21 protein-coding genes and 1 pseudogene are annotated in these 21,973 nt (G+C 65.7%); 15 read left to right on the top strand and 7 right to left on the bottom strand.

Going from position 1 to position 21,973, the window contains the following annotated elements:
- Both F3J15_RS32390 and lpdA read left to right on the top strand, forming a co-directional pair.
- On the top strand, nt 1–1,028 hold a 1,028-nt coding region (locus F3J15_RS32390), incomplete at its 5' end, for a dihydrolipoyllysine-residue acetyltransferase (RefSeq protein ID WP_166896303.1).
- A gap of 281 nt (nt 1,029–1,309) precedes the next feature.
- Nucleotides 1,310–3,076, top strand: coding sequence for a dihydrolipoyl dehydrogenase (gene lpdA / locus F3J15_RS32395; protein WP_166896305.1), 1,767 nt, complete (start codon nt 1,310–1,312; stop codon nt 3,074–3,076).
- 202 nt (nt 3,077–3,278) lie between these two features.
- Here the strand turns inward: lpdA and F3J15_RS32400 are convergent, their stop codons facing one another.
- Nucleotides 3,279–3,845, bottom strand: coding sequence for a phasin family protein (locus F3J15_RS32400; RefSeq protein WP_039364780.1), 567 nt, complete (start codon nt 3,843–3,845; stop codon nt 3,279–3,281).
- A gap of 653 nt (nt 3,846–4,498) precedes the next feature.
- On the opposite strand from F3J15_RS32400, the gene pbpG reads away from it, so the two are divergent.
- On the top strand, nt 4,499–5,665 hold the full coding sequence (gene pbpG, locus F3J15_RS32405; protein ID WP_069248361.1) for a D-alanyl-D-alanine endopeptidase: 1,167 nt from the start codon (nt 4,499–4,501) through the stop codon (nt 5,663–5,665).
- Nucleotides 5,666–5,757: 92 nt separating this feature from the next.
- Here pbpG and F3J15_RS32410 read toward each other — a convergent pair whose 3' ends face one another.
- A complete protein-coding gene (locus tag F3J15_RS32410) occupies nt 5,758–6,567 on the bottom strand; it encodes an IclR family transcriptional regulator (RefSeq protein WP_034183553.1) in 810 nt (269 codons plus the stop codon).
- A gap of 183 nt (nt 6,568–6,750) precedes the next feature.
- Here F3J15_RS32410 and F3J15_RS32415 point away from each other — a divergent pair, with 183 nt between their 5' ends.
- From F3J15_RS32415 to iscX, 12 genes are all read left to right on the top strand, one after another.
- On the top strand, nt 6,751–7,473 hold the full coding sequence (locus F3J15_RS32415) for a (Fe-S)-binding protein (RefSeq protein ID WP_166896306.1): 723 nt from the start codon (nt 6,751–6,753) through the stop codon (nt 7,471–7,473).
- Between the two features lie 34 nt (nt 7,474–7,507).
- Entirely contained in the window at nt 7,508–8,920 is a 1,413-nt protein-coding gene (locus F3J15_RS32420) for a lactate utilization protein B (protein ID WP_166896308.1), read from the top strand.
- A 129-nt stretch (nt 8,921–9,049) separates the two neighbouring features.
- Nucleotides 9,050–9,277, top strand: coding sequence for a hypothetical protein (locus tag F3J15_RS32425; protein WP_166896310.1), 228 nt, complete (start codon nt 9,050–9,052; stop codon nt 9,275–9,277).
- A gap of 101 nt (nt 9,278–9,378) precedes the next feature.
- On the top strand, nt 9,379–9,861 hold the full coding sequence (locus F3J15_RS32430; RefSeq protein WP_166896312.1) for a low molecular weight protein-tyrosine-phosphatase: 483 nt from the start codon (nt 9,379–9,381) through the stop codon (nt 9,859–9,861).
- A gap of 114 nt (nt 9,862–9,975) precedes the next feature.
- Entirely contained in the window at nt 9,976–10,515 is a 540-nt protein-coding gene (gene iscR, locus F3J15_RS32435) for a Fe-S cluster assembly transcriptional regulator IscR (RefSeq protein WP_009691731.1), read from the top strand.
- 64 nt (nt 10,516–10,579) lie between these two features.
- The gene (locus tag F3J15_RS32440) at nt 10,580–11,803 is read left to right on the top strand and encodes an IscS subfamily cysteine desulfurase (protein ID WP_069248355.1); all 1,224 of its coding nucleotides are present in this window, start codon (nt 10,580–10,582) and stop codon (nt 11,801–11,803) included.
- A 68-nt stretch (nt 11,804–11,871) separates the two neighbouring features.
- Entirely contained in the window at nt 11,872–12,279 is a 408-nt protein-coding gene (iscU, locus tag F3J15_RS32445; protein WP_011352562.1) for a Fe-S cluster assembly scaffold IscU, read from the top strand.
- A gap of 64 nt (nt 12,280–12,343) precedes the next feature.
- Nucleotides 12,344–12,667, top strand: coding sequence for an iron-sulfur cluster assembly protein IscA (gene iscA, locus F3J15_RS32450; protein ID WP_012492710.1), 324 nt, complete (start codon nt 12,344–12,346; stop codon nt 12,665–12,667).
- A gap of 97 nt (nt 12,668–12,764) precedes the next feature.
- Entirely contained in the window at nt 12,765–13,292 is a 528-nt protein-coding gene (gene hscB / locus F3J15_RS32455) for a Fe-S protein assembly co-chaperone HscB (protein WP_089445940.1), read from the top strand.
- Between the two features lie 54 nt (nt 13,293–13,346).
- Nucleotides 13,347–15,215, top strand: coding sequence for a Fe-S protein assembly chaperone HscA (hscA, locus tag F3J15_RS32460; protein WP_166896314.1), 1,869 nt, complete (start codon nt 13,347–13,349; stop codon nt 15,213–15,215).
- An 88-nt stretch (nt 15,216–15,303) separates the two neighbouring features.
- Nucleotides 15,304–15,645: an ISC system 2Fe-2S type ferredoxin gene (gene fdx, locus F3J15_RS32465; protein ID WP_011352558.1), complete on the top strand. Its 342-nt coding sequence runs from the start codon at nt 15,304–15,306 to the stop codon at nt 15,643–15,645.
- A gap of 19 nt (nt 15,646–15,664) precedes the next feature.
- Nucleotides 15,665–15,874 carry a Fe-S cluster assembly protein IscX gene (gene iscX, locus F3J15_RS32470; protein WP_011352557.1) on the top strand — a complete coding sequence of 70 codons (210 nt, stop codon included), beginning with the start codon at nt 15,665–15,667 and terminating at the stop codon, nt 15,872–15,874.
- Nucleotides 15,875–16,002: 128 nt separating this feature from the next.
- Here the strand turns inward: iscX and F3J15_RS32475 are convergent, their stop codons facing one another.
- From F3J15_RS32475 to F3J15_RS32495, 5 genes and pseudogenes are all read right to left on the bottom strand, one after another.
- Nucleotides 16,003–16,734 (bottom strand): glycine zipper 2TM domain-containing protein, encoded by a 732-nt coding sequence (locus F3J15_RS32475; protein ID WP_166896316.1) that lies wholly within the window; start codon nt 16,732–16,734, stop codon nt 16,003–16,005.
- A 347-nt stretch (nt 16,735–17,081) separates the two neighbouring features.
- Nucleotides 17,082–18,608 (bottom strand): lysine--tRNA ligase, encoded by a 1,527-nt coding sequence (gene lysS / locus F3J15_RS32480; protein WP_006485977.1) that lies wholly within the window; start codon nt 18,606–18,608, stop codon nt 17,082–17,084.
- An 82-nt stretch (nt 18,609–18,690) separates the two neighbouring features.
- Nucleotides 18,691–19,795, bottom strand: a protein-coding gene (gene prfB, locus F3J15_RS32485; protein ID WP_105749870.1) for a peptide chain release factor 2 whose coding sequence is annotated in 2 segments (ribosomal slippage) — nt 18,691–19,713 and nt 19,715–19,795 — 1,104 coding nt in all. Because the reading frame shifts where the segments join, the coding sequence is not laid out codon by codon here.
- 152 nt (nt 19,796–19,947) lie between these two features.
- Nucleotides 19,948–21,645, bottom strand: a complete 1,698-nt coding sequence (recJ, locus tag F3J15_RS32490) for a single-stranded-DNA-specific exonuclease RecJ (RefSeq protein ID WP_069248351.1) — start codon at nt 21,643–21,645, stop codon at nt 19,948–19,950.
- Nucleotides 21,646–21,660: 15 nt separating this feature from the next.
- A pseudogene (locus F3J15_RS32495) lies at nt 21,661–21,973 on the bottom strand (regulator); the annotation flags it as partial.

The raw sequence follows: 21,973 nt of genomic DNA on the forward strand, positions 1-21,973 counted from the left end.
CGGCCGCTGCTGCCGCTCCGGCGCCGGCACCTGCCGCCGCACCCGCGAAGGCCGCCCCGGCACCGGCTGCTGCTGCACCGGCTCCGGCCGCCGCGTCGGGCGAATACCGCGCCAGCCACGCATCGCCGTCGGTGCGCAAGTTCGCACGTGAGCTCGGCGTCGAAGTTGCACGCGTGCAGGGTTCGGGTCCGAAGGGCCGCATTACGAAGGAAGACGTCACCGGCTTCGTGAAGGGCGTGATGACCGGCCAGCGCGCAGCACCGGGCGCGGCAGCCGCGCCGGCAGGCGGCGGCGAGCTGAACCTGCTGCCGTGGCCGAAGGTCGACTTCTCGAAGTTCGGCCCGTTCGAGGCGAAGCCGCTGTCGCGCATCAAGAAGATCTCGGGCGCGAACCTGCATCGCAACTGGGTGATGATCCCGCACGTCACGAACAACGACGAAGCGGACATCACCGAGCTCGAAGCGCTGCGCGTGCAGCTGAACAAGGAACACGAGAAGGCGGGCGTGAAGTTCACGATGCTCGCGTTCGTGATCAAGGCGGTCGTCGCCGCGCTGAAGAAATTCCCGACCTTCAACGCGAGCCTCGACGGCGACAACCTGGTGTTCAAGCAGTACTACCACATCGGTTTTGCCGCGGACACGCCGAACGGTCTCGTCGTGCCGGTGATCCGCGATGCGGACAAGAAGGGTCTCGTCGACATCGCGAAGGAAATGGCCGAGCTGTCGAAGGCCGCACGCGACGGCAAGCTGAAGCCGGACCAGATGCAGGGCGGCTGCTTCTCGATCTCGTCGCTCGGCGGGATCGGCGGCACGAACTTCACGCCGATCATCAACGCGCCGGAAGTGGCGATCCTCGGGTTGTCGCGCGGCCAGATGAAGCCGGTGTGGGACGGCAAGCAGTTCGTGCCGCGCCTGACGCTGCCGCTGTCGCTGTCGTATGACCATCGCGTCATCGATGGCGCGGAAGCCGCGCGGTTCAATGCGTATCTCGGCGCGTTGCTTGCCGATTTCCGTCGCATCATTCTTTGATGAGCGTGGGAGTGGCTCGCTGGGGCGTGGGTTGTTTGTCGGTCATCCGCGTCCTGTCGTTGAACCTGTTTCGCTAACGGTCTATTAGCGTCGCCCCTGCGCGGGGCGGCGGTCACTTTTCTTTGTCTTCCAAAGAAAAGTAACCAAAAGAAAGGCGCGTCCTTGGGCGGACGGCAAAGGTGGTTCTGCCCAGGTTCGCGTTCTTTGACCAGGCCGTAGTCACGGGTTCTCTCTGCGGGTTTCTCCCCCTCTGTCTGCAGCTAATCAAGAAGGGGACAGTAATGAGTCTCATCGAAGTCAAGGTTCCGGATATCGGCGATTTCAGCGGCGTCGATGTCATCGAAGTCAACGTGAAACCCGGCGACGTGATCGAAAAAGAGCAAACGCTCATCACGCTCGAATCCGATAAAGCCTCCATGGAAGTGCCCAGCGACGTCGCCGGCACGGTCAAGGAAGTCAAGGTCAAGGCCGGCGAGAAAGTCTCGCAAGGCACCGTCATCGCCATCGTCGAAGCATCGGCTGGCGCTGCCGCACCCGCAAAAGCTCCCGAAGCGGCCAAGCCCGCAGCAGCAGCGCCGGCACCGGCCGCCGCCGCTCCGGCACCCGCGCCGCAGGCCGGCAGCTACGCAGGTGGCGCCGACATCGAGTGCGACATGCTCGTGCTCGGTGCCGGCCCCGGCGGCTACTCGGCCGCGTTCCGCGCAGCCGACCTCGGCATGAAGACGGTGCTCGTCGAACGCTACTTGACGCTCGGCGGCGTGTGCCTGAACGTCGGCTGCATCCCGTCGAAAGCGCTGCTGCACACGGCGCTCGTGATCGACGAAGCGGAAGCGCTCGCATCGCACGGCATCTCGTTCGGCAAGCCGGAAATCAACCTCGACAAGCTGCGCGACTTCAAGTCCGGCGTCGTGAAGAAGCTGACGACGGGCCTCGCCGGCATGGCGAAAGCGCGCAAGGTTGAGGTCGTGACGGGCGTCGGCACGTTCGTCGATCCGTATCACATGGAAGTGCAGGGCGAAAACGGCAAGAAGGTCGTCAAGTTCAAGCAGGCGATCATCGCGGCCGGCTCGCAGTCGGTGAAGCTGCCGTTCCTGCCGGACGATCCGCGCATCGTCGATTCGACCGGCGCGCTCGAACTGCGCCAGCAGCCGAAGCGCATGCTCGTGATCGGCGGCGGCATCATCGGTCTCGAAATGGCCACCGTCTACGCGACGCTGGGCGCCGAGATCGACGTCGTCGAAATGCTCGACAACCTGATGAACGGCGCGGACCGCGACCTCGTGAAGGTCTGGGAAAAGTACAACGCGAAACGCTTCGGCAACGTGATGCTGAAGACCAAGACGGTCGGCGCGGAAGCGAAGGAAGACGGCATCTACGTGAAGTTCGAGGGCGAGAAGGCCCCGGCGGAAGCGCAGCGCTACGACCTCGTGCTCGTCGCGGTGGGCCGCAGCCCGAACGGCAAGAAGATCGGCGCCGACAAGGCGGGCGTCGCGGTCACGGATCGCGGCTTCATCGACGTCGACAAGCAGATGCGCACGAACGTCCCGCACATCTTCGCGATCGGCGATATCGTCGGCCAGCCGATGCTCGCGCACAAGGCCGTGCATGAAGGCCACGTCGCAGCGGAAGCCGCGCACGGCGAGAAGGCGTACTTCGATGCACTGCAGATCCCGTCGGTGGCGTACACCGATCCGGAAGTGGCGTGGGCCGGCAAGACGGAAGACCAGTGCAAGGCCGAAGGCATCAAGTACGGCAAGGCTGTGTTCCCGTGGGCCGCATCGGGCCGCGCGATCGCGAACGGCCGCGACGAAGGCTTCACGAAGCTGATCTTCGACGAGGAAACCCATCGCGTGATCGGCGGCGGTATCGTCGGCCTGAATGCGGGCGACCTGATCAGCGAAGTGTGCCTCGCCGTTGAAATGGGCGCGGATGCGGAAGACATCGGCAAGACGATCCATCCGCACCCGACGCTCGGCGAATCGATTGGCATGGCCGCCGAACTGTACGAAGGCGTCTGTACCGACCTGCCGCCGCAACGCAAGAAGTAATGCAGCCGGCACGGCCGGCAATCCGCCGGCCACGAAAAAACGCCGCCTCCCGGGCCATCCGGGCGGCGGCGTTTTCTTTTATGTGCGGCCGATGCTCAAACGACCGTTCGAGAACGGCCGGCGACTTGCCGGTTCCAGCGTGTTCCGGCGCCAGAAATGAAAAAGCCGCGCTGGGCGCGGCTTTTTCAGGAGCAGGGGGCGCTTACGCGGCCGGCTTGCTCGTACGACGTGCAGCAGCGGCGGTAGCCGCCTTCGTTGCGACGGCAGCAGCAGCGTTGAAGTTCGTTTCAGCGATTTCGACGGCTTGCTTCGTTGCCTTCTGAACCGTTTCGTACGTGGTGTTCGCAGCGTTCAGTGCCGACTTCAGTGCTGCGACAGCCGTTTCCGAACCAGCCGGGGCGTTCTTCGCGACGTTGTCGACGAGTGCCTGGACCTTCTTGTTCTGCTCTTCGAATTGCGCTTCAGCAACCTTCGCGAACTCGGCTTGCGTCGACGATGCGATTTCATACAGGTGACGGCCGTACGACAGCACCTTTTCCGCGACCGGCTGCGACAGGCTGGCTTGCAGCGCGATCAGTTCCTGTGCGTCCTTCACCGACAGCAGGCGCTGCGCGTTTTCCTGGCCTTCGGCCAGCGTCGACTTCACGACCTGCAGGTTGAGTTCGATCAGCTTTTCGACGCCTTCGAACGCCTTGGTCGTCAGACCGAACAGGCTTTCGAGGTTGGCTTTCTGGGCGGCGGCGATTTGCTCGGGGGTCAGCAAGGACATGTCAAGCTCCTGAAAAGCGATCGCGTCGATCGCAGGGTAAAGGGCACTACGCTGGGGAACCTCGGATGCGCGTGCTTTGTGCAACGCAGCAATGAGGCTTATTTTAGGGCAGAGAAAACCAATGTCAAGTACTTTTTGTGCGTTGCACAATCGCGACAAATTATCGATAAAACAATGAGTTATCGTGCCCGTTCGGAATCGGTTTCATGCGCGATCCCATATGGTGCGCACAGCGGCGGGGCAGGCGCACCGCACCATGATCATGCACAGGTAAACCTGACAGGCATGTGGAACGTTATCCTTCTGTTCCTGTCGAAAAACGCGCCGTTTCGATGCGCGTCCCGTGGCGACGTGCCGCCGCCACGGCCGAGACCGGCGCCCCTGGCACCCCGAGCGCCGGATACGTAGTTTCCCCGCTTTAAATCGCCTCCGAAGTGACGTTATCTCAATTAACCGTGTGTAATCGGGAGACGGGTACTGTCGGGCAGCGCGTCCCATGGATTTTTTCGATGGGATCGGGAGGGTTCATTGGTCAGAGGTTGGCCGACCCTTACATTCCGGTTTAACGACGATCGGTAAGTGCCTAATATTGCTCTTTTTTTCAGCTTTAACTACACTTGCGGAAACCTCCCGCCCGCTTTGTCCAGACCCCAATGAAAGCCGAATCGTTTTCACCGCGCAGATTGTTGCAGAGCATGACGCTCGGCACGGCTGTGTCGGTCGCAGTCGCCTTGCTGGCGACCACCGCGTCCGTCGCGCCTGCTGACGCCTTTGCCGCCACTGCGAAGACCCAACAAGCCGCCAAGAAAAAGGCTGTCGCTCCTGCTTCGTCCGCGAAGAAGAAGTCGGCCAAGGCCAGCTCCGACAAATCCGCGAAGGTCGCGGCCGACGACGCGCCGCGCGCGAAGGCGTCGCGCAAGCGCGTGACGCTCGCGTCGAACGTGCATGGCGGCCATCACGGCGCAGTCCGCAAGGTCGCGTTCCAGCCGCGCCGGCCGACCGTCGGCCAGGCGTTCGGCCTGCACGACACGCCGGACGCGCTCGCGCTGCGTTCGAGCGTCGCGTACGTCGTCGACCAGAACTCGGGTGAGCCGCTGTTCGACAAGAATTCGCACGCCGTCGTGCCGATCGCGTCGATCTCGAAGCTGATGACGGCGATGGTCGTGCTCGACTCGAAGACGCCGATGACCGACCAGCTCGAAGTCACGGACGAAGACCGCGATTACGAGAAGGGCACGGGCTCGCGCCTGTCGGTCGGTTCGGTGCTGTCGCGTGAAGACATGCTGCACATCGCGCTGATGGCGTCGGAAAACCGCGCGGCCGCCGCGCTGTCGCGTTACTACCCGGGCGGCCGTCCGGCGTTCATCGCCGCGATGAACGCGAAGGCGAAGGCGCTCGGCATGACCGACACGCACTTCGAGAATTCGACGGGGCTGTCGAGCTCGAACGTGTCGAGCGCACGCGATCTCGTGAAGATGGTCAATGCGGCGTACCAGTACCCGATGATTCGTCAGTTCTCGACCGATCGCACCTACGAGGTGTACACGGGCAAGCGCAATCTCGTCTACAACAGCACGAACGCGCTGATCCGCGGCAATGGCTCGTGGGATATCGGTCTGCAAAAGACGGGTTTCATCAACGAGGCGGGCGAGTGCCTCGTGATGCAGGCGACGATCCACGGCAAGCCGATGGTGATGGTGCTGCTCGATTCGTTCGGCAAGTATTCGCGCTTCGCCGATGCGGCGCGCCTGCGCAACTGGCTCGATGCCGGCGGCGGCGAGCGCCTGACGGCAGCCAACACGCCGAGCGGCGGGACCTGATCGCACGGTGGCGTGGCGGTTCGCCGCCGCGCCGATGGCTGAAAAAAAGCCCCGCAATCGCGGGGCTTTTTCATTGGGTGCGCGGGAGCGGCTTACGCCTGCCGCTGCAGCCCGTCCGCATCCTTCGCGGGCGCCGGCCGGTAGCCGAGCGATTCCGAAATGGTGAGGGCCGTGCGGCTCAGCTGGCCGAGCCACGCATCCTGGAGACGATCGGCCGGCGCCGACAGCGACAGGCCCGCGACGAGCTTGCCCGAATCGTCGTAGATGCCGGCTGCGATGCAGCGCACGCCGAGCTCCAGCTCCTCGTTGTCGCGCGCGCACGATTGCTGGCGGACGATCGTCAGCTCGCGCTCGAGCTTCGCGATGTCGGTGATGCTGTTCTGCGTATGGCCGGACAGCCCCGTACGCGTCGCGTAGGCGCGCACGCGCGACGTTTCGTCGGCCGCGAGGAACAGCTTGCCGACCGACGTGAGGTGCAGCGGCGCACGGCCACCGATCGCGCGGACGACCTGCATCCCCGAGCGCTCCGAATACGCGCGCTCGATGTAGACGATCTCGTCACCCTGGCGCACCGACAGGTTCACGGTTTGCCCGGTGAGGCGGTGCAGCTCGCGCATCGGCATCAGCGCCGCGTCGCGCACCGACAGGCGTGCCTTCACGAGGTTGCCGAGCTCCAGCAGCCGCATGCCGAGGCGATACGTGCCGGGATCGGAGCGGTCGACGAGACGGCAGGTCACCATGTCGTTGAGAATGCGGTGCGCGGTCGACGGGTGCAGCTCCGTCCGCTGCGCAAGCTCCTTCAGGCTGACAGGGTCACTGTGCGCGGCAAGCGCGTCCAGCAACCGCATCATGCGTTCGATCACCTGGATCGACGTTTTGGAATCCGGGGTGGGTTGGCTCATGTCGGGGGAGAAATCGGTTGACGCGTCAAGCGGTGTTGGAACGATTGTATCTCGTATTGTGAAAAAAGCGAACGCCGTTCGAGGAAATCCTCGTTTCGCGCAGTGCGGGCTTGCATGAGCGCCGGCGTTGGTCTTGCCGGCCAAACGGCGGATAATGAGAGCCGTTTTCTCGAAGGAGCACGTATGCGAGTCGGTTTGTTCGTGACCTGCCTGGTCGATCTGATGCGCCCCGAAATCGGTTTTTCGGCGCTCAAGCTGATTCGCGACGCCGGCTACGAGGTGATCGTGCCGCCCGCGCAGACTTGCTGCGGCCAGCCGGCCTACAACTCGGGCGACCGCGCGCTCGCGCGTGATCTCGCGGAAAAGACGCTGCGCGAGTTCGAGCAGTTCGATTACGTCGTCGCGCCGTCGGGTTCCTGCGGCGGGATGATCCGCGCGCACTACGGCGACCTGTTCCGCAACGACCCCGAACTGATGGGGCGCTACACGCGGTTCCAGCAGAAAGTGTACGAACTGACCGATTTCCTGGCGAACGTCGCGAAGGTGTCGCTCGCGCCGGGCGAATTCACGGGGCCCGTCACCTATCACGATTCGTGCTCGGGCCTGCGCGAGCTCGGCGTGAAGGCGCAGCCGCGCGCGCTGCTCGCGCAGCGCGGCATCGCGGTCACCGAAATGAAGGACTGCGAGCACTGCTGCGGCTTTGGCGGTACGTTCGCGGTCAAGTACGGCGATATTTCGGCAGCCATCGCGGATGAGAAGTGCGCGAACGTGCGCGCGTCCGGTACGGGCGCCGTCGTGCTCGGCGATCTCGGCTGCATGCTGAACATCGAAGGGCGGTTGCGCCGCACCGGCGACCGCGACACGCGCGTGCTGCACGTCGCGCAGGTGCTGGCGGGCGACGTCTGACGCCCGGTTCCGCTCACTTTTCCCCGATACCGCGATGCAAGTCCAATCGATGCATTTCAAGGCGCGCGCCGGCCAGAAGCTGGCCGACCAGCGCCTGCAGCAGAACCTGAAGAAGCTGTCGACGAAATTCGTGTCCGCGCGCGCCGACGCGATGACCGCGATCGACTTCCCGGCCACGCGCGCCGCGCTGAAGGATCGCCGCAACCGCGCGCTGGAGAACCTCGACGTGTGGCTCGAGGCGTTCGAGCGCGAGGCGACGCGGCGCGGCACGACGGTGCTGTTTGCCGAAACGACCGAGGATGCCGCGCGGCTCGTGGCGGACATCGCGCGTCGTCACGACGTGAAGAAGGTCATCAAGACCAAGTCGATGGTGTCGGAGGAAATGCGCCTGAACGCGGTGCTCGCGGAAATGGGCGTGCAGTCGATCGAGACGGATCTGGGTGAGTACATCCTGCAGATCAACGACAACGAGCCGCCGAGCCACATCATTGCGCCCGTCGTGCACAAGGACAAGGACGAGATCGCCGACCTGTTCGCGCGCACGCACCATCGCGAGCGGCTCACCGAGATTCCGGACATGACGCGCGAGGCGCGCGAGGTGCTGCGCCCGCATTTCATGTCCGCCGACATGGGCGTGACGGGCGGCAACTTCGTGATCGCCGAGACCGGTTCGGTGGCGATCGTGACGAACGAAGGGAACGAGGGCATGTGCACGGTGATGCCGCGCGTGCATGTGGCGGTGACGGGCATCGAGAAGGTGCTGCCGACGCTCGAGGATCTCGCGACCGCGATGCGCCTGCTGCCGCGCTCGGCGACCGGGCAGAAGACGTCGAACTATTTCTCGCTGCTGACCGGGCCGCGCGGGCCCGGCGACGAGGATGGCCCCGAGCACAACTATGTCGTGCTCGTCGACGGCGGCCGCACCGGGCTGATCGGCGGCGAATTCCAGGAGATGCTGCGCTGCATCCGTTGCGGCGCATGCATGAACCACTGTCCGGTGTACCAGAAGGTGGGTGGCCACACGTACGGCTGGGTCTACCCGGGGCCGATGGGATCCGTGCTGACGCCGAGCTACGTCGGGCTCGACCGCTCACTCGACCTGCCGCAGGCCGCAACGCTTTGCGGGGAATGCGACAGCGTGTGCCCGGCCGGGATTCCGCTGTCGCACCTGTTGCGCACGCTGCGCGAGAAGCAGGTGGAGCGGCATCTGCGACCGTGGCGCGAGCGCGCGGCGCTCGCCGCATGGGGTTTCTTCGCGCGCCGGCCGATGCTGTATGCGCTGACGACCAAGCTCGCGGTGCGCATCCTCGAGCGACTGGGCGGCAACGGCGGCACGCTGCGGCGCCTGCCGATGATGGGCGGCTGGATGGATACGCGCGACATGCCGACGCCGACCGGGCGCACGTTCCGCGAGCTGTACGCGGCGTCGCAAAGCCACCTCGGCTGACGACTGTTCATCCGGCGACAACAGTGCGTTCGCTATTTGTATATTTATCTCGATAGATGCGGTCTATAGAATCCTGTCTGTAGTCCCCGGAATTGGGTTTCGGGGTACGAGGTCAAGGAGGTCCGCATCATGAAAAAGACAATATCGATGTACTGGCCGCTGGCAATCGTCGTTCCGCTGGCCGCGGCTGCCTATCTGCATGCGATGGCCGAGGCGCCGTCGCGCGGCCCGCTTGCCGTTCACCAGGCATCCGCCGAGCTGGCGCGTGCGGTGTCGTTCGGGCTGGTCGACGATGCGGCGACGCCGCTGCCGGCGGCGTCCGGTGACGTCGTGCTCGCCGCGCCGAAGGCGCTGTAAGGCATGGCGCCGTCGCTTTGCGCGGCGGCGCGATTCCGGTCGCCTTTGTATAATGGCGTGTTCTTCTCCCGCGCGGCTCGCCGCGGCTTTCCGATAGTGCGATGACCCGCGTTTCGATCTGTTTCGTCTGTCTCGGCAACATCTGCCGTTCGCCCACCGCGGAAGGCGTGATGCGTCACCAGGTCGACGCGGCCGCGCTGGCGGACCGGATCGCGATCGATTCGGCCGGCACCGGTGACTGGCATGTCGGCGAGCCGCCGGATACGCGTGCGCAGGCTGCCGCTCTTGGCCGCGGCTACGACCTGTCGGCGCTGCGCGCACGACAGGTGAGCGCAGCGGATTTCGAGCGCTTCGACCTGCTGCTCGCGATGGACGAGGCGAACCTCGCGGAGCTGCACCGCCGCTGTCCGCCGCAGCATCGCGACAAGGTGCGCTTGCTGATGGATTTCGCACCGGATTCGGCCGAAACCGAAGTGGCCGACCCCTATTTCGGCGGTACGCAGGGCTTCGAGCGGGTGCTCGATCAGGTCGAGCGCGCGTGCGCGGGCCTGCTGGAGACGCTCCGGGCCCGCACGGAGCGCTGATCGCGCGGTATTCAGCGATCTGCGAATACCCTTTCAAAGACATGGATACTTGACTAAAATCGTCAAATATTTATACTTGACCAAAATCGTCAAGATTGCAGTCCCCTAGACACCATGAGACTCACCACCAAAGGCCGTTTCGCCGTCACGGCGATGATTGACTTGGCACTGCGCCAGGAGCAGGGCCCGGTGACGCTTGCAGGCATCAGCCAGCGCCAGCGGATTTCGCTCTCGTATCTCGAACAGCTGTTCGGCAAGCTGCGCAGGCATGAAATCGTCGAATCCGTGCGCGGCCCGGGCGGCGGCTACAACCTCGCGCGTCGCGCGCAGGACGTCACCGTTGCCGACATCATCATCGCGGTCGATGAACCGCTCGACGCCACGCAGTGCGGCGGCAAAGGCACGTGCGACGGCTCGAAGCAGCCCGACGGCCATTGCATGACGCACGAGCTGTGGTCGACGCTGAACCAGAAGATGGTCGAATACCTCGATTCGGTGTCGCTGCAGGATCTCGTCGATCAGCAGCGCGCTCGCGAGGGCGCACCCGCGGTGCTGCGCGACCGGCGCACGCCGGAGCCCGTTGCGGCGCCGGCCGAGCCGGTTCGCACGATGCCGCTCGGCCCCAATTCGGTGTTCAACATCGCGAGTTCGTGAGCGCGAAGGCGCCGCCATACCCCATAACGCACATAGTCCCTGCACAGAATTCCCGGAGCGACAGATGACCCAAGACACTCTCCACCTGCCCATCTACATGGATTACAGCGCGACGACGCCGGTCGACCCGCGCGTGGTCGACAAGATGGTGCCGTACCTGCGCGAGCAGTTCGGCAACCCGGCGTCGCGCAGCCACGCGTATGGCTGGGACGCGGAGCGGGCGGTCGAGGAAGCGCGTGAGAACGTGGCCGCGCTCGTGAACGCGGATCCGCGCGAGATCATCTGGACGTCCGGCGCAACGGAGTCGGACAACCTCGCGATCAAGGGTGCCGCGAACTTCTACAAGGGCAAGGGCAAGCACATCATCACGGTGAAGACCGAGCACAAGGCCGTGCTCGACACCTGCCGCGAGCTCGAGCGCGACGGTTTCGAAGTCACCTACCTCGACGTGAAGGATGACGGGCTGATCGACCTCGACGCGTTCAAGGCCGCACTGCGCCCGGACACGATCCTCGTGTCGGTGATGCACGTGAACAACGAGATCGGCGTGATCCAGGACATCGAGACGATCGGTGAGATCTGCCGCGAGAAGGGCATCGTGTTCCACGTCGACGCCGCACAGTCGACCGGCAAGGTCGCGATCGACCTCGCGAAGCTGAAGGTCGACCTGATGTCGTTCTCGGCGCACAAGACCTACGGCCCGAAGGGCATCGGCGCGCTGTACGTGCGCCGCAAGCCGCGTGTGCGCATCGAAGCGCAGATGCACGGTGGCGGCCACGAGCGCGGCATGCGTTCGGGCACGCTGGCGACGCACCAGATCGTCGGCATGGGCGAAGCGTTCCGCATCGCACGTGAAGAAATGGCGACGGAAAACGAGCGCGTCCGCATGCTGCGCGACAAGCTGCTGCGCGGCCTGTCGCAAATCGAGGAAACGTACGTGAACGGCGACATGGAGCGCCGTGTCCCGCACAACCTCAACATCAGTTTCAACTTCGTCGAAGGCGAGTCGCTGATCATGGCGATCAAGGACGTCGCGGTGTCGTCGGGCTCCGCATGCACGTCGGCGTCGCTGGAGCCGTCGTACGTGCTGCGTGCGCTCGGCCGCAACGACGAGCTGGCACACAGCTCGATCCGCTTCACGGTCGGCCGCTTCACGACGGAGCAGGAAGTCGACTTCGTGATCAACCTGCTGAACAGCAAGATCGCGAAGCTGCGCGAACTCTCGCCGCTCTGGGAAATGCACCAGGAAGGCATCGATCTGTCGACGATCGAATGGGCCGCACACTGAGCGCCGGATTGAACATACCCGCGGGCGGATTCGCGCACGCAGACGTAACGAGTCAAGGAGTCTGAGTCATGTCTTACAGCAACAAGGTTCTGGATCACTACGAAAACCCGCGCAACGTCGGTTCGTTCGCGAAGGACGACGACACGGTCGGCACGGGCATGGTCGGCGCGCCGGCCTGCGGCGACGTGATGAAGCTGCAGATCCGCGTCGGCGCGGACGGCGTGATCGAAGACGCGAAGTTCAAGACCTACGGTTGCGGTTCGGCGATCGCATCGAGCTCGCTCGTCACCGAATGGGTGAAGGGCAAGACGCTCGACGAAGCACTGTCGATCAAGAACACGCAGATCGCGGAAGAACTCGCGCTGCCGCCGGTGAAGATTCACTGCTCGATCCTCGCGGAAGACGCGATCAAGGCAGCCGTGGCCGACTACAAGAAGCGTCACGACACCACGGAAGGCGATCAGGCAGCAGCCTGAGCGGCATCGAGCGGCTTCAGAAGGAACGCGGCGGGCCCCGGTGGCGCGCCGCGGCAAGGACATCATGGCAATTACACTGACCGAAAAAGCAGCACAGCACGTCCAGAAATACCTCGTCCGTCGCGGCAAGGGTATGGGCCTGCGGCTCGGCGTTCGCACGACCGGGTGCTCGGGGCTCGCGTACAAGCTCGAGTATGTCGACGAGCTGGCTCCCGAGGATCAGGTGTTCGAGAGTCATGGCGTGAAGGTGATCGTCGATCCGAAGAGCCTGGCCTACATCGACGGCACCGAGCTCGACTTCGCACGTGAAGGCCTGAACGAAGGGTTCAAGTTCAACAACCCGAACGTGAAGGACGAGTGCGGCTGCGGCGAATCGTTCCGCGTGTGACCACGCGGATCTCCGCGCGATGCGGGCAAGAGGCGGCACGGGCCGCCTTTTTAATGTGCGGCGTTTGCCGCGCGACGAACCGGAATTGAACGCGACGATGGTCTCGCTGAAAGACAGCCACTTCGACCTGTTTCACCTGCCGGCGCAATTCGCGCTCGACGAGGCGGCGCTCGACGCCGCGTATCGGACGGTGCAGACGCAAGTGCATCCGGACCGCTTCGCGGCGGCCGGCGACGCGCAGAAGCGTATCGCGATGCAATGGGCCACCCGCGCGAACGAGGCATATCGCACGCTGCGCGATCCGCTGAAGCGCGCGTCGTATCTGTTGTCGCTGCGCGGTGTCGACATCGGCGCGGAAAACAACACCGCGATGGAGCCCGCGTTCCTGATGCAGCAGATGGAGTGGCGCGAGGGCATCGAGGATGCCGCGGCCGCCCGCAACGTCGACGCGCTCGATGCGCTGCTCGCCGAGTTGCGCGAAGAGCGGCGCGTGCGGGTGGAGCGCCTCGGCACGTTGCTCGACAGCGGCGCCGATCAGGCGGCCGCCGAGGCCGTGCGCCAACTGATGTTCATCGAACGGGTCGCGTCGGAAGTGGGCGCGCAGATCGAGCGCCTCGAAACTTAACCGCGTGCCTTGCGGCACGCGCAGCAAACGGGCCGAGCGCCCGAACGAACCAAGATGGCTTTACTGCAAATTTCCGAACCGGGCATGGCGCCGGCGCCGCATCAGCGGCGACTCGCCGTCGGGATCGATCTCGGCACGACGAATTCGCTCGTCGCGGCCGTGCGCAACAGCGTGCCTGAAGTCCTGCCCGACGAAGCGGGTCGCGTGCTGCTGCCGTCGGTGGTCCGCTATCTCGAGAAGGGTGGCCGACGCATTGGCCACGACGCGAAAGAGCAGGCCGCAACCGATCCGCGCAACACGATCGTGTCGGTCAAGCGCTTCATGGGCCGCGGCAAGGCCGAGGTCGAAGGCGCGGCGAACGCGCCGTACGAATTCGTCGATGCGCCGGGCATGGTGCAGATCCGTACCATCGACGGCGTGAAGAGCCCGGTCGAAGTGTCGGCCGAGATTCTCGCGACGCTGCGTTATCGCGCGGAAGATTCGCTTGGCGACGACCTGGTAGGCGCGGTGATCACGGTGCCCGCGTATTTCGACGAAGCGCAACGCCAGGCAACCAAGGACGCCGCGCGCCTCGCGGGCCTCAACGTGCTGCGCCTGCTGAACGAACCGACCGCCGCGGCGATCGCCTACGGTCTCGACAACGGGGCCGAAGGCCTCTACGCGGTGTATGACCTCGGCGGCGGCACGTTCGACCTGTCGATCCTGAAGCTGACGAAGGGCGTGTTCGAAGTGCTGGCCGCGGGCGGCGATTCCGCGCTCGGCGGCGACGATTTCGACCATGCGCTGTTCGATCACGTGCTCGCGCAGGCCGGCATCGATGCGAAGACGCTCGCGCCCGAGGACGTGCGCCTGCTGCTCGACCGTGTGCGCGTGCTGAAGGAAGCGCTGTCGTCCGCACCGGAGGCGTCACTCGACGTCACGCTGTCGGGTGGCGCGCACCTCGTGCAGACCCTCTCGCACGACACGTTCGCGTCGCTCGTCGAGCCGCTCGTGCAGCGCACGCTCACGCCGACTCGCAAGGCGCTGCGGGATGCGCAGGTCACGCCGGCCGACATCAAGGGTGTCGTGCTCGTCGGCGGCGCGACGCGCATGCCGGTGATCCGCGATGCGGTCGCGAAGTATTTCGGCCAGCCGCCGCTCGTGAACCTCGATCCGGACCAGGTCGTCGCGCTCGGCGCGGCGATCCAGGCCGACCTGCTCGCAGGCAATCGCGGCACCGGCGACGACTGGCTGCTGCTCGACGTGATTCCGCTGTCGCTCGGTGTCGAGACGATGGGTGGCCTCGTCGAGAAGATCATTCCGCGCAACTCGACGATTCCGATCGCGCGCGCGCAGGAATTCACGACCTTCAAGGACGGCCAGACCGCGATGGCGATCCACGTCGTGCAGGGCGAGCGCGAGCTCGTCGCCGATTGCCGGTCGCTCGCGCGTTTCGAGCTGCGCGGCATTCCGCCGATGACGGCCGGCGCCGCGCGCATTCGCGTGACTTACCAGGTGGACGCGGACGGCCTGCTGTCGGTGTTCGCCCGCGAACAACTGTCGGGCGTCGAGGCGTCGGTCGTCGTGAAGCCGTCGTACGGTCTTGCCGACGACGACATCGCGAAGATGCTCGAGGACAGCTTCAAGACCGCCGAAATCGACATGCGCGCCCGCGCGCTGCGCGAAGCGCAGGTCGAGGCCGAGCGGATGCTCGAGGCGACGCAGGCCGCGCTGGCGGCCGACGGCGAACTGCTCGACGCGGACGAGCGCGCGCAAGTCGACGCGCTGGCCGCGGCGCTGCGTGCGGTCGCGCAAGGCGACGATACGAACGCGATCGAAACGGCGACCAAGGCGCTGGCCGACGGCACCGACGAATTCGCGGCGCGCCGGATGGACAAGAGCATCAAGCGCGCGCTGTCGGGCCGCCGGCTCGACGAGATCTGAACTCACGAACTGCGCATCGGCCGGCAACGGCCCGCGCGATAATGAACCGTGCGGCGCTTGGCGCCGCACCCTGACTGACGGAACGGACATGCCTCAACTGGTGGTGCTGCCTCACGTCGAACTGTGCCCGGACGGCGCAGTGATCGACGCGACGCCCGGCAAGAGTATCTGCGACAACCTGCTCGAACACGGGATCGAGATCGAGCATGCATGCGAGAAGTCGTGCGCGTGCACGACGTGCCACGTGGTGATCCGCGAAGGCTTCAACGATCTGACGCCGTCCGAGGAGGACGAGGACGATCTGCTGGACAAGGCGTGGGGCCTCGAGCCGACATCGCGCCTGTCGTGCCAGGCGATCGTGAAGGAAGATTCGGACCTGGTGGTCGAGATTCCGAAGTACTCGATCAACCACGCGAAGGAAAATCACTGACAGGAACCGGAGGCAGGCGATGAAATGGACCGATTCGCGTGAAATAGCCATTGCGCTGGCGGACAAGCACCCAGACATCGACCCGCAGCGGATCAACTTCGTCGACCTGCGCCAGTGGGTGCTCGAGCTCGACGGCTTCAACGACGATCCGACGCACTCCGGCGAGAAGATCCTCGAAGCGATTCAGGCCCACTGGATCGACGAATCGGACTTCGACGACGAGGACTGAACCTGGCGGGCGCCCCAACGGCGCAGACGGCCGGCAATGGAAAACGGCTCGTGAGCAATCGCTCACGAGCCGTTTTCGTTTTAAGGACGCTCGCCCGCGCGCGTGACGCGGGCAGCGGCGTCACGCGATCACGCGCCGACCAGCGTGCCGTTCTGGATCCGTACGCGCTGGCCCTGGCCGAACGGCGGCGGGTTGTGGTACGTGAACGTGCGCGTCGCGCCGCTTTCCATCTGCACTTGCACCTGGTAGTCGGTTTCCGCGCGCACCTGCTTCTCGACCTGGTTGCCGGCGAGACCGCCGCCCAGTGCGCCGATGATCGTCATCGCCGTGCGGCCGTTGCCGTTGCCGAACTGGTTGCCGAGCAAGCCGCCGGCCGCTGCGCCACCCACGGCACCGATCCCCGAGCTCTGGCCCGGCGTGCGCGTCTGCGTGATCGCGACGACCGTGCCGCAGCTCTGGCAGTACGACTGCGCCGGCGCCGACGGCTGTTGCGCGTATTGCGGCGGCTGCGGCGCCGTCGTGTGACGGCGATGCGGTGCGGCCGGACGCGGCGCGGGCTTCGGCTCGGCCTGCGCGACGGCGGCGGCCTTTTGCTGCGCGGCGGCCTGTTCGGCCGCCTGCTGCTGGGCCTGCGCCGCCAGCGCGGCGCTGGCGGCAGCTGCCGTATCGACGGCCGGCTGCGACGCGATCAGTGCGGCCTGGGTCTGGCCGTTCTGTTCGTTGCTGCTGGTGGCTTTCGGGAAGACGCCCGTGATCGCTGCCGTCGCCGCGAGGCTGGCGACGATGACGGCGCCGGCCGCGGTGGCGATCAGCGGGTGGAGGCGTTGCTTTTGCGGCGTGGTCTGATTCTGGTTGTCCATTTTGTTCTCCAATGTCGATCCGGATCGGCGCGCTGCGCCGGAGCAGGATCCCACGCTCGGGAGCGAGCAGACTCGGCGTTCCGGCGCCTCGTTCTGGTCCCGTGGTCATGCGTGGTGACGCAACAGGAGTGTCGTCCACGGCCCAGCGGCGCGCCGTATCAAGGTGTAACGAATTGCAGCGGAGCATCGGCAGCCATGACAGGGAAAACCCGGAAAAGGCCGTCGCGACGAGGGGATAAAACGGGGGAGGATCGAAAGCCGGCGGACGCCGGCTGGCGGGATTTACGCGTCGTTACAAAGCTGACGCGTGCGCGCCGCAGGGTGCGGCGCACACGTGGGTGCAGCGATCAGTCTTCGCGGCGCAGGTGCGGGAACAGCAGCACGTCGCGGATCGTCGGGCTGTCGGTCAGCAGCATCACGAGACGGTCGATGCCGATCCCGCAGCCGCCGGTCGGAGGCATCCCGTATTCGAGCGCGCGGATGTAGTCGGCGTCGAAGAACATCGCTTCCTCGTCGCCTGCATCCTTCTGCTCGACCTGCTTCTTGAAGCGTGCGGCCTGGTCTTCCGGATCGTTCAGCTCCGAGAAGCCGTTCGCGATTTCTCGGCCGGTCATGAACAGCTCGAAGCGCTCGGTGATGCCCGGCACCGTATCCGATGCGCGTGCGAGCGGCGACACCTCGACCGGGTAGTCGATGATGAAGGTCGGCTCCCACAGCTGCGCTTCGGCCGTTTCCTCGAACAGCGCGAGCTGCAGCGCGCCGATGCCTGCGTTCAGGAATGCCGGCTGCGACACGTCGACGCCGAAGCGCTTCAGTTCGGTGCGCAGGAACGCGTCGTCCGACAGCTGGCCGTCGGTGTAGTCCGGCGCGTACTTCTGGATCGCCTGCGTGATCGTCAGGCGGTGGAACGGCTTCGCGAGGTCGAGTTCGCGGCCCTGGTACTGGATCGTCGCGGTGCCGAGCGCGTCGATCGCCGCCTGGCGGATCAGCTGCTCGGTGAAGTCCATCAGCCAACGGTAGTCGGTGTACGCGGCGTAGAACTCCATCATCGTGAATTCCGGATTGTGACGCGGCGACACGCCTTCGTTCCGGAAGTTACGGTTGATTTCGAACACGCGCTCGAAGCCGCCGACGATCAGGCGCTTCAGGTACAACTCCGGCGCGATGCGCAGGAACATCTGCATGTCGAGCGCGTTGTGATGCGTGACGAACGGCTTCGCGGCCGCGCCGCCCGGGATCGGGTGCAGCATCGGCGTCTCGACTTCCATGAAGTCGGCGTTGTCCATGAACTTGCGGATCGACGCGATCGTCTTGGTGCGGGCGCGGAACGTGTCGCGCGTTTCCGGCGTGACGATCAGGTCGACGTAGCGCTGGCGGTAGCGCATTTCCTGGTCCGACAGGCCGTGGAACTTGTCCGGCAGCGGGCGCAGCGCCTTCGACAGCAGGCGCAGTTCCTTGCACTGGACCGACAGCTCGCCCTTGTTGGTGCGGAACAGCACGCCGCGCGCGGCGACGATGTCGCCAAGGTCCCACTTCTTGAATGCGTCGTAGGTTTCCGCGCCGACGTCGTTCGGCGTCACGAAGAACTGGATCTGGCCCGAACCGTCCTGCACCGTCGCGAAGCTTGCCTTGCCCATCACGCGCTTGAGCATCATGCGGCCGGCGACCGACACCTCGACCGGGTTCGCTTCAAGCGCGGCCTTGTCCGAATCGGCGAATTTGGCCTGCAGGTCGGCTGCGTGGTGCTCGGGCCGGAAATCGTTCGGGTAGGCGACGCCTTGCTCGCGCAACGCGCGCAGCTTCTCGCGGCGCTCGGCGATGATCTGGTTTTCGTCCGCGGTGACGGCGGGCTGCGTTTGGGTCGGTTCGGTCATGATGGTCGGAATTCGGAGTGGGTGCGGCAACGCAAACGGGAAGGGCAAGGGGGCGCGACCCGGCAGGGTCGCGCCGCGGCGCTTACACGCCCTGTTTGAGGCTCGCGCTGATGAAGTCGTCGAGGTCGCCGTCGAGGACGGCTCGCGTGTTGCTCATTTCGACGTTCGTGCGCAGGTCCTTCACGCGGCTCTGGTCGAGCACGTACGAACGGATCTGGTGGCCCCAGCCCACATCGGTCTTGCTCGATTCGAGCTTGTCCTGTTCGGCCTGGCGCTTGCGCATTTCAACTTCGTACAGGCGCGATTTCAGCATCGCCATCGCTTCGGCGCGGTTGCGGTGCTGCGAGCGGTCGTTCTGGCACTGCACGACGATACCGGTCGGCATGTGCGTGATCCGCACCGCGGAGTCGGTCTTGTTGATGTGCTGACCGCCCGCGCCGGATGCGCGGTACGTGTCGATGCGCAGGTCGGCCGGGTTGATCTCGACTTCGATCGAATCGTCGATTTCCGGGTAGACGAACACCGACGAGAACGACGTGTGGCGGCCGCCCGACGAGTCGAACGGCGACTTGCGCACGAGGCGGTGAATGCCGGTTTCGGTGCGCAGGAAGCCGTAGGCGTATTCGCCCGAGACCTTGACCGTCGCGTTCTTGATGCCGGCGACGTCGCCATCGGACTCTTCGAGCACTTCGGCCTTGAAGCCCTTGCGTTCGCAGTAGCGCAGGTACTGGCGCAGCAGCATCGATGCCCAGTCGCACGCCTCGGTGCCGCCGGCGCCGGCCTGGATGTCGATGAAGCAGTTGTTCGGGTCGGCCGGGTTCGAGAACATCCGGCGGAACTCGATGTCGCCCACGCGAGCCTCGAGCTTCGCGGCGTCTTCTTCCGATGCGACGAGGGTGTCCTCGTCGCCTTCCTCGCGGGCCAGCTCGAACAGGTCGAGCGCATCGCGCAGGTCGCTATCGAGCGCGGTGAGCGTCATGACGACGCCTTCGAGCAGCTTCTTCTCGCGGCCGAGCGCCTGGGCGTTCTTCGAATCGTTCCAGACGTTCGGGTCTTCGAGTTCCTTGTTGACTTCAGTCAGACGCGCAGCTTTGGCGTCGTAGTCAAAGATACCCCCGAAGCTCGCCCGCGCGATTGCGCAGGTCGAGCAGGGAGCTTTCGATCGCGTTGAGACGTTCCGCTTCCATGATCGTTCGCTGTTCCGGCTTCGTAAAAAAGCGGAATTATAGCCGATCGGCAGGGTTGCCCGGTGACGCAAACGGTGCCAGCACGTGTGTCGACGGCCCCGTCCGGCGCGGCGCGCACGCGTGCGGCGGCGCGTCGCGGGACGGTCGGCCGCTTAGCCGGCCGCGTGTTCGACGATCAGCTGGACGCGCGTGACGCCGTTCCACGTGTCGGCGACGAGGCGGTAGGCGACCAGTGCGCTCTCCGGCAGCGGCTCCGTGTGGTTGAACCAGATCGCGTTGAAGCGCTGCCGGCCGCGCGCCAGTTGCAGCTTCAGATGCTTTTCCTTCACGAGCGACTGCGACACGACGTCGAATTCACCCGAGAAAAGCGGGGCCGGAAAACCTTGTCCCCAGACGGCCTCGTCGAGCAGCCCGACGAACTGCGGCGTGAAGTACGCATCCTCGAGTTCGCCGTCGGTCTCGATCACACGCGCGAGCGCGTCGTCGGACAGCCATTCGCGCGCGACGGCCTCGAACGCGGCCGCGAAGCGCGGCACGTTCTCGGTGTCGAGCGTGAGGCCGGCCGCCATCGCGTGGCCGCCGAACGCGACGATCAGGTCCGGTTCGCGTTTCGACACGAGGTCGAGCGCGTCGCGCAGGTGGAAGCCGGGAATCGAGCGGCCCGACCCCTTGACCCGCTTGCCTTCTTCATCTGCGTGCGCAAACGTGAACGACGGGCGGTGGAATTTTTCCTTGAGCCGGCCGGCGACGATGCCGATCACGCCCTGGTGCCACGCGGGGTTGAAGAGGGTGATCGTGCACGCGTCGGCCGGATCGACGTCAGCGAGATCGGCGAGCGCCTGCTGCTGCATGCCGGCCTCGATCTCGCGGCGCTCGCGGTTCATCACGTCGAGCTGCTGCGCGAGATCCCACGCGCGGCCGATGTCGTCGGTGATCAGGCACTCGATGCCGAGCGACATGTCGGACAGCCGTCCGGCGGCGTTCAGGCGCGGGCCGAGGCCGAAGCCGAGGTCGAAGCCCGATGCCGTGCGCGCTTCGCGGGCGGCGGCGCGGAACAGCGCGGCGATGCCCGGCTGCATGCGGCCGTTGCGGATGCGCTGGAGTCCCTGGGCGACGAGCACGCGGTTGTTGCCGTCGAGCCGTACGACGTCGGCGACGGTGCCGAGCGCGACGAGGTCGAGCAGGCCGTCGAGCCGCGGCTCGGCTTCCTTGCTCGCGAACGCGCCGCGGCGGCGCAGCTCGGCGCGCAGCGCGAGCAGCACGTAGAACATCACGCCGACGCCGGCGAGGTGCTTGCTCGGGAACGCGCAGCCGGGCTGGTTCGGGTTGACGATCGCGCGCGCGGCGGGCAGCGCGTCGCCGGGCAGGTGGTGGTCGGTCACGAGCACGTCGATGCCGCGCGCGTTCGCGGCTTCGACGCCCGTGACGCTCGCGATACCGTTGTCGACGGTGATCAGCAGGTCGGGCTTGCGCGCGGCGGCGAGTTCGACGATCTCGGGCGTGAGGCCGTAGCCGTATTCGAAACGGTTCGGCACCAGGTAGTCGATCTGCGCGCCGAACATCCGCAGGCCGCGCACCGCGACCGCGCACGCGGTCGCACCGTCGCAGTCGTAGTCGGCGACGACGAGCAGGCGCCGCTTGTCGGCGATCGCGTCGGCGAGCAGCGACGCCGCGTCGGCGCAGCCTTTCAGCTCGGTGGGCGGAACGAGTCGTGCCAGCGCGGTCTCGATGTCGGCGGGGGACTGCACGCCGCGCGACGCGTACAGGCGCGCAAGGACGGGATGCAGGCCGTGGCGCGCGAGCACTTCGGCGTCGGCGGGCGCGACGGGGCGGGTAACGATCCGGGTCATACGGGGTCTGTTTTGTTATTCGAACAGGGAGGCCAGCGCGCGGCGGCGCCAGAACTTGCGCAGGTCGCCACGTGTCGCGTGCAGCGTCACGGAACTCGTATCGCCGCACAGCGTGAAATCGACGCTTGCGAGCTCGCCGTTCTGCAGCGCGGCAAGGGTCGGCGCGAACCAGTCGCGCTCGAGCGCGGCGAGTCCGTCGTGCCAGCGTGCCCAGTCCTGCTCGATGAACGGGGTGGTCAGCGCCGGCAGCTCGACGAGCGTCGCGCCATCGGCGGCGGGCAGCGCGCCGAACGCGGCCGGCGGCGCGCCGGCGTCGGCTTGCGCGGCG

Source organism: Burkholderia sp. Ap-955 (assembly GCF_011753045.1).
Taxonomy (GTDB): domain Bacteria; phylum Pseudomonadota; class Gammaproteobacteria; order Burkholderiales; family Burkholderiaceae; genus Burkholderia; species Burkholderia lata_D.

Excerpts from the sequence above, each read along its gene's own strand:
- iscA (WP_012492710.1), top strand. The coding sequence starts at position 12,344 with ATGGCAATTACACTGACCGAAAAAGCAGCACAGCACGTCCAGAAATAC.
- F3J15_RS32415 (WP_166896306.1), top strand. The coding sequence starts at position 6,751 with ATGCGAGTCGGTTTGTTCGTGACCTGCCTGGTCGATCTGATGCGCCCC.
- iscU (WP_011352562.1), top strand. The coding sequence starts at position 11,872 with ATGTCTTACAGCAACAAGGTTCTGGATCACTACGAAAACCCGCGCAAC.
- hscB (WP_089445940.1), top strand. The coding sequence starts at position 12,765 with ATGGTCTCGCTGAAAGACAGCCACTTCGACCTGTTTCACCTGCCGGCG.
- recJ (WP_069248351.1), bottom strand. The coding sequence starts at position 21,645 with ATGACCCGGATCGTTACCCGCCCCGTCGCGCCCGCCGACGCCGAAGTG.
- F3J15_RS32440 (WP_069248355.1), top strand. The coding sequence starts at position 10,580 with ATGACCCAAGACACTCTCCACCTGCCCATCTACATGGATTACAGCGCG.
- F3J15_RS32425 (WP_166896310.1), top strand. The coding sequence starts at position 9,050 with ATGAAAAAGACAATATCGATGTACTGGCCGCTGGCAATCGTCGTTCCG.
- F3J15_RS32430 (WP_166896312.1), top strand. The coding sequence starts at position 9,379 with ATGACCCGCGTTTCGATCTGTTTCGTCTGTCTCGGCAACATCTGCCGT.
- iscR (WP_009691731.1), top strand. The coding sequence starts at position 9,976 with ATGAGACTCACCACCAAAGGCCGTTTCGCCGTCACGGCGATGATTGAC.
- hscA (WP_166896314.1), top strand. The coding sequence starts at position 13,347 with ATGGCTTTACTGCAAATTTCCGAACCGGGCATGGCGCCGGCGCCGCAT.
- lpdA (WP_166896305.1), top strand. The coding sequence starts at position 1,310 with ATGAGTCTCATCGAAGTCAAGGTTCCGGATATCGGCGATTTCAGCGGC.
- F3J15_RS32475 (WP_166896316.1), bottom strand. The coding sequence starts at position 16,734 with ATGGACAACCAGAATCAGACCACGCCGCAAAAGCAACGCCTCCACCCG.
- pbpG (WP_069248361.1), top strand. The coding sequence starts at position 4,499 with ATGAAAGCCGAATCGTTTTCACCGCGCAGATTGTTGCAGAGCATGACG.
- F3J15_RS32420 (WP_166896308.1), top strand. The coding sequence starts at position 7,508 with ATGCAAGTCCAATCGATGCATTTCAAGGCGCGCGCCGGCCAGAAGCTG.
- F3J15_RS32410 (WP_034183553.1), bottom strand. The coding sequence starts at position 6,567 with ATGAGCCAACCCACCCCGGATTCCAAAACGTCGATCCAGGTGATCGAA.
- iscX (WP_011352557.1), top strand. The coding sequence starts at position 15,665 with ATGAAATGGACCGATTCGCGTGAAATAGCCATTGCGCTGGCGGACAAG.
- fdx (WP_011352558.1), top strand. The coding sequence starts at position 15,304 with ATGCCTCAACTGGTGGTGCTGCCTCACGTCGAACTGTGCCCGGACGGC.
- F3J15_RS32400 (WP_039364780.1), bottom strand. The coding sequence starts at position 3,845 with ATGTCCTTGCTGACCCCCGAGCAAATCGCCGCCGCCCAGAAAGCCAAC.
- lysS (WP_006485977.1), bottom strand. The coding sequence starts at position 18,608 with ATGACCGAACCGACCCAAACGCAGCCCGCCGTCACCGCGGACGAAAAC.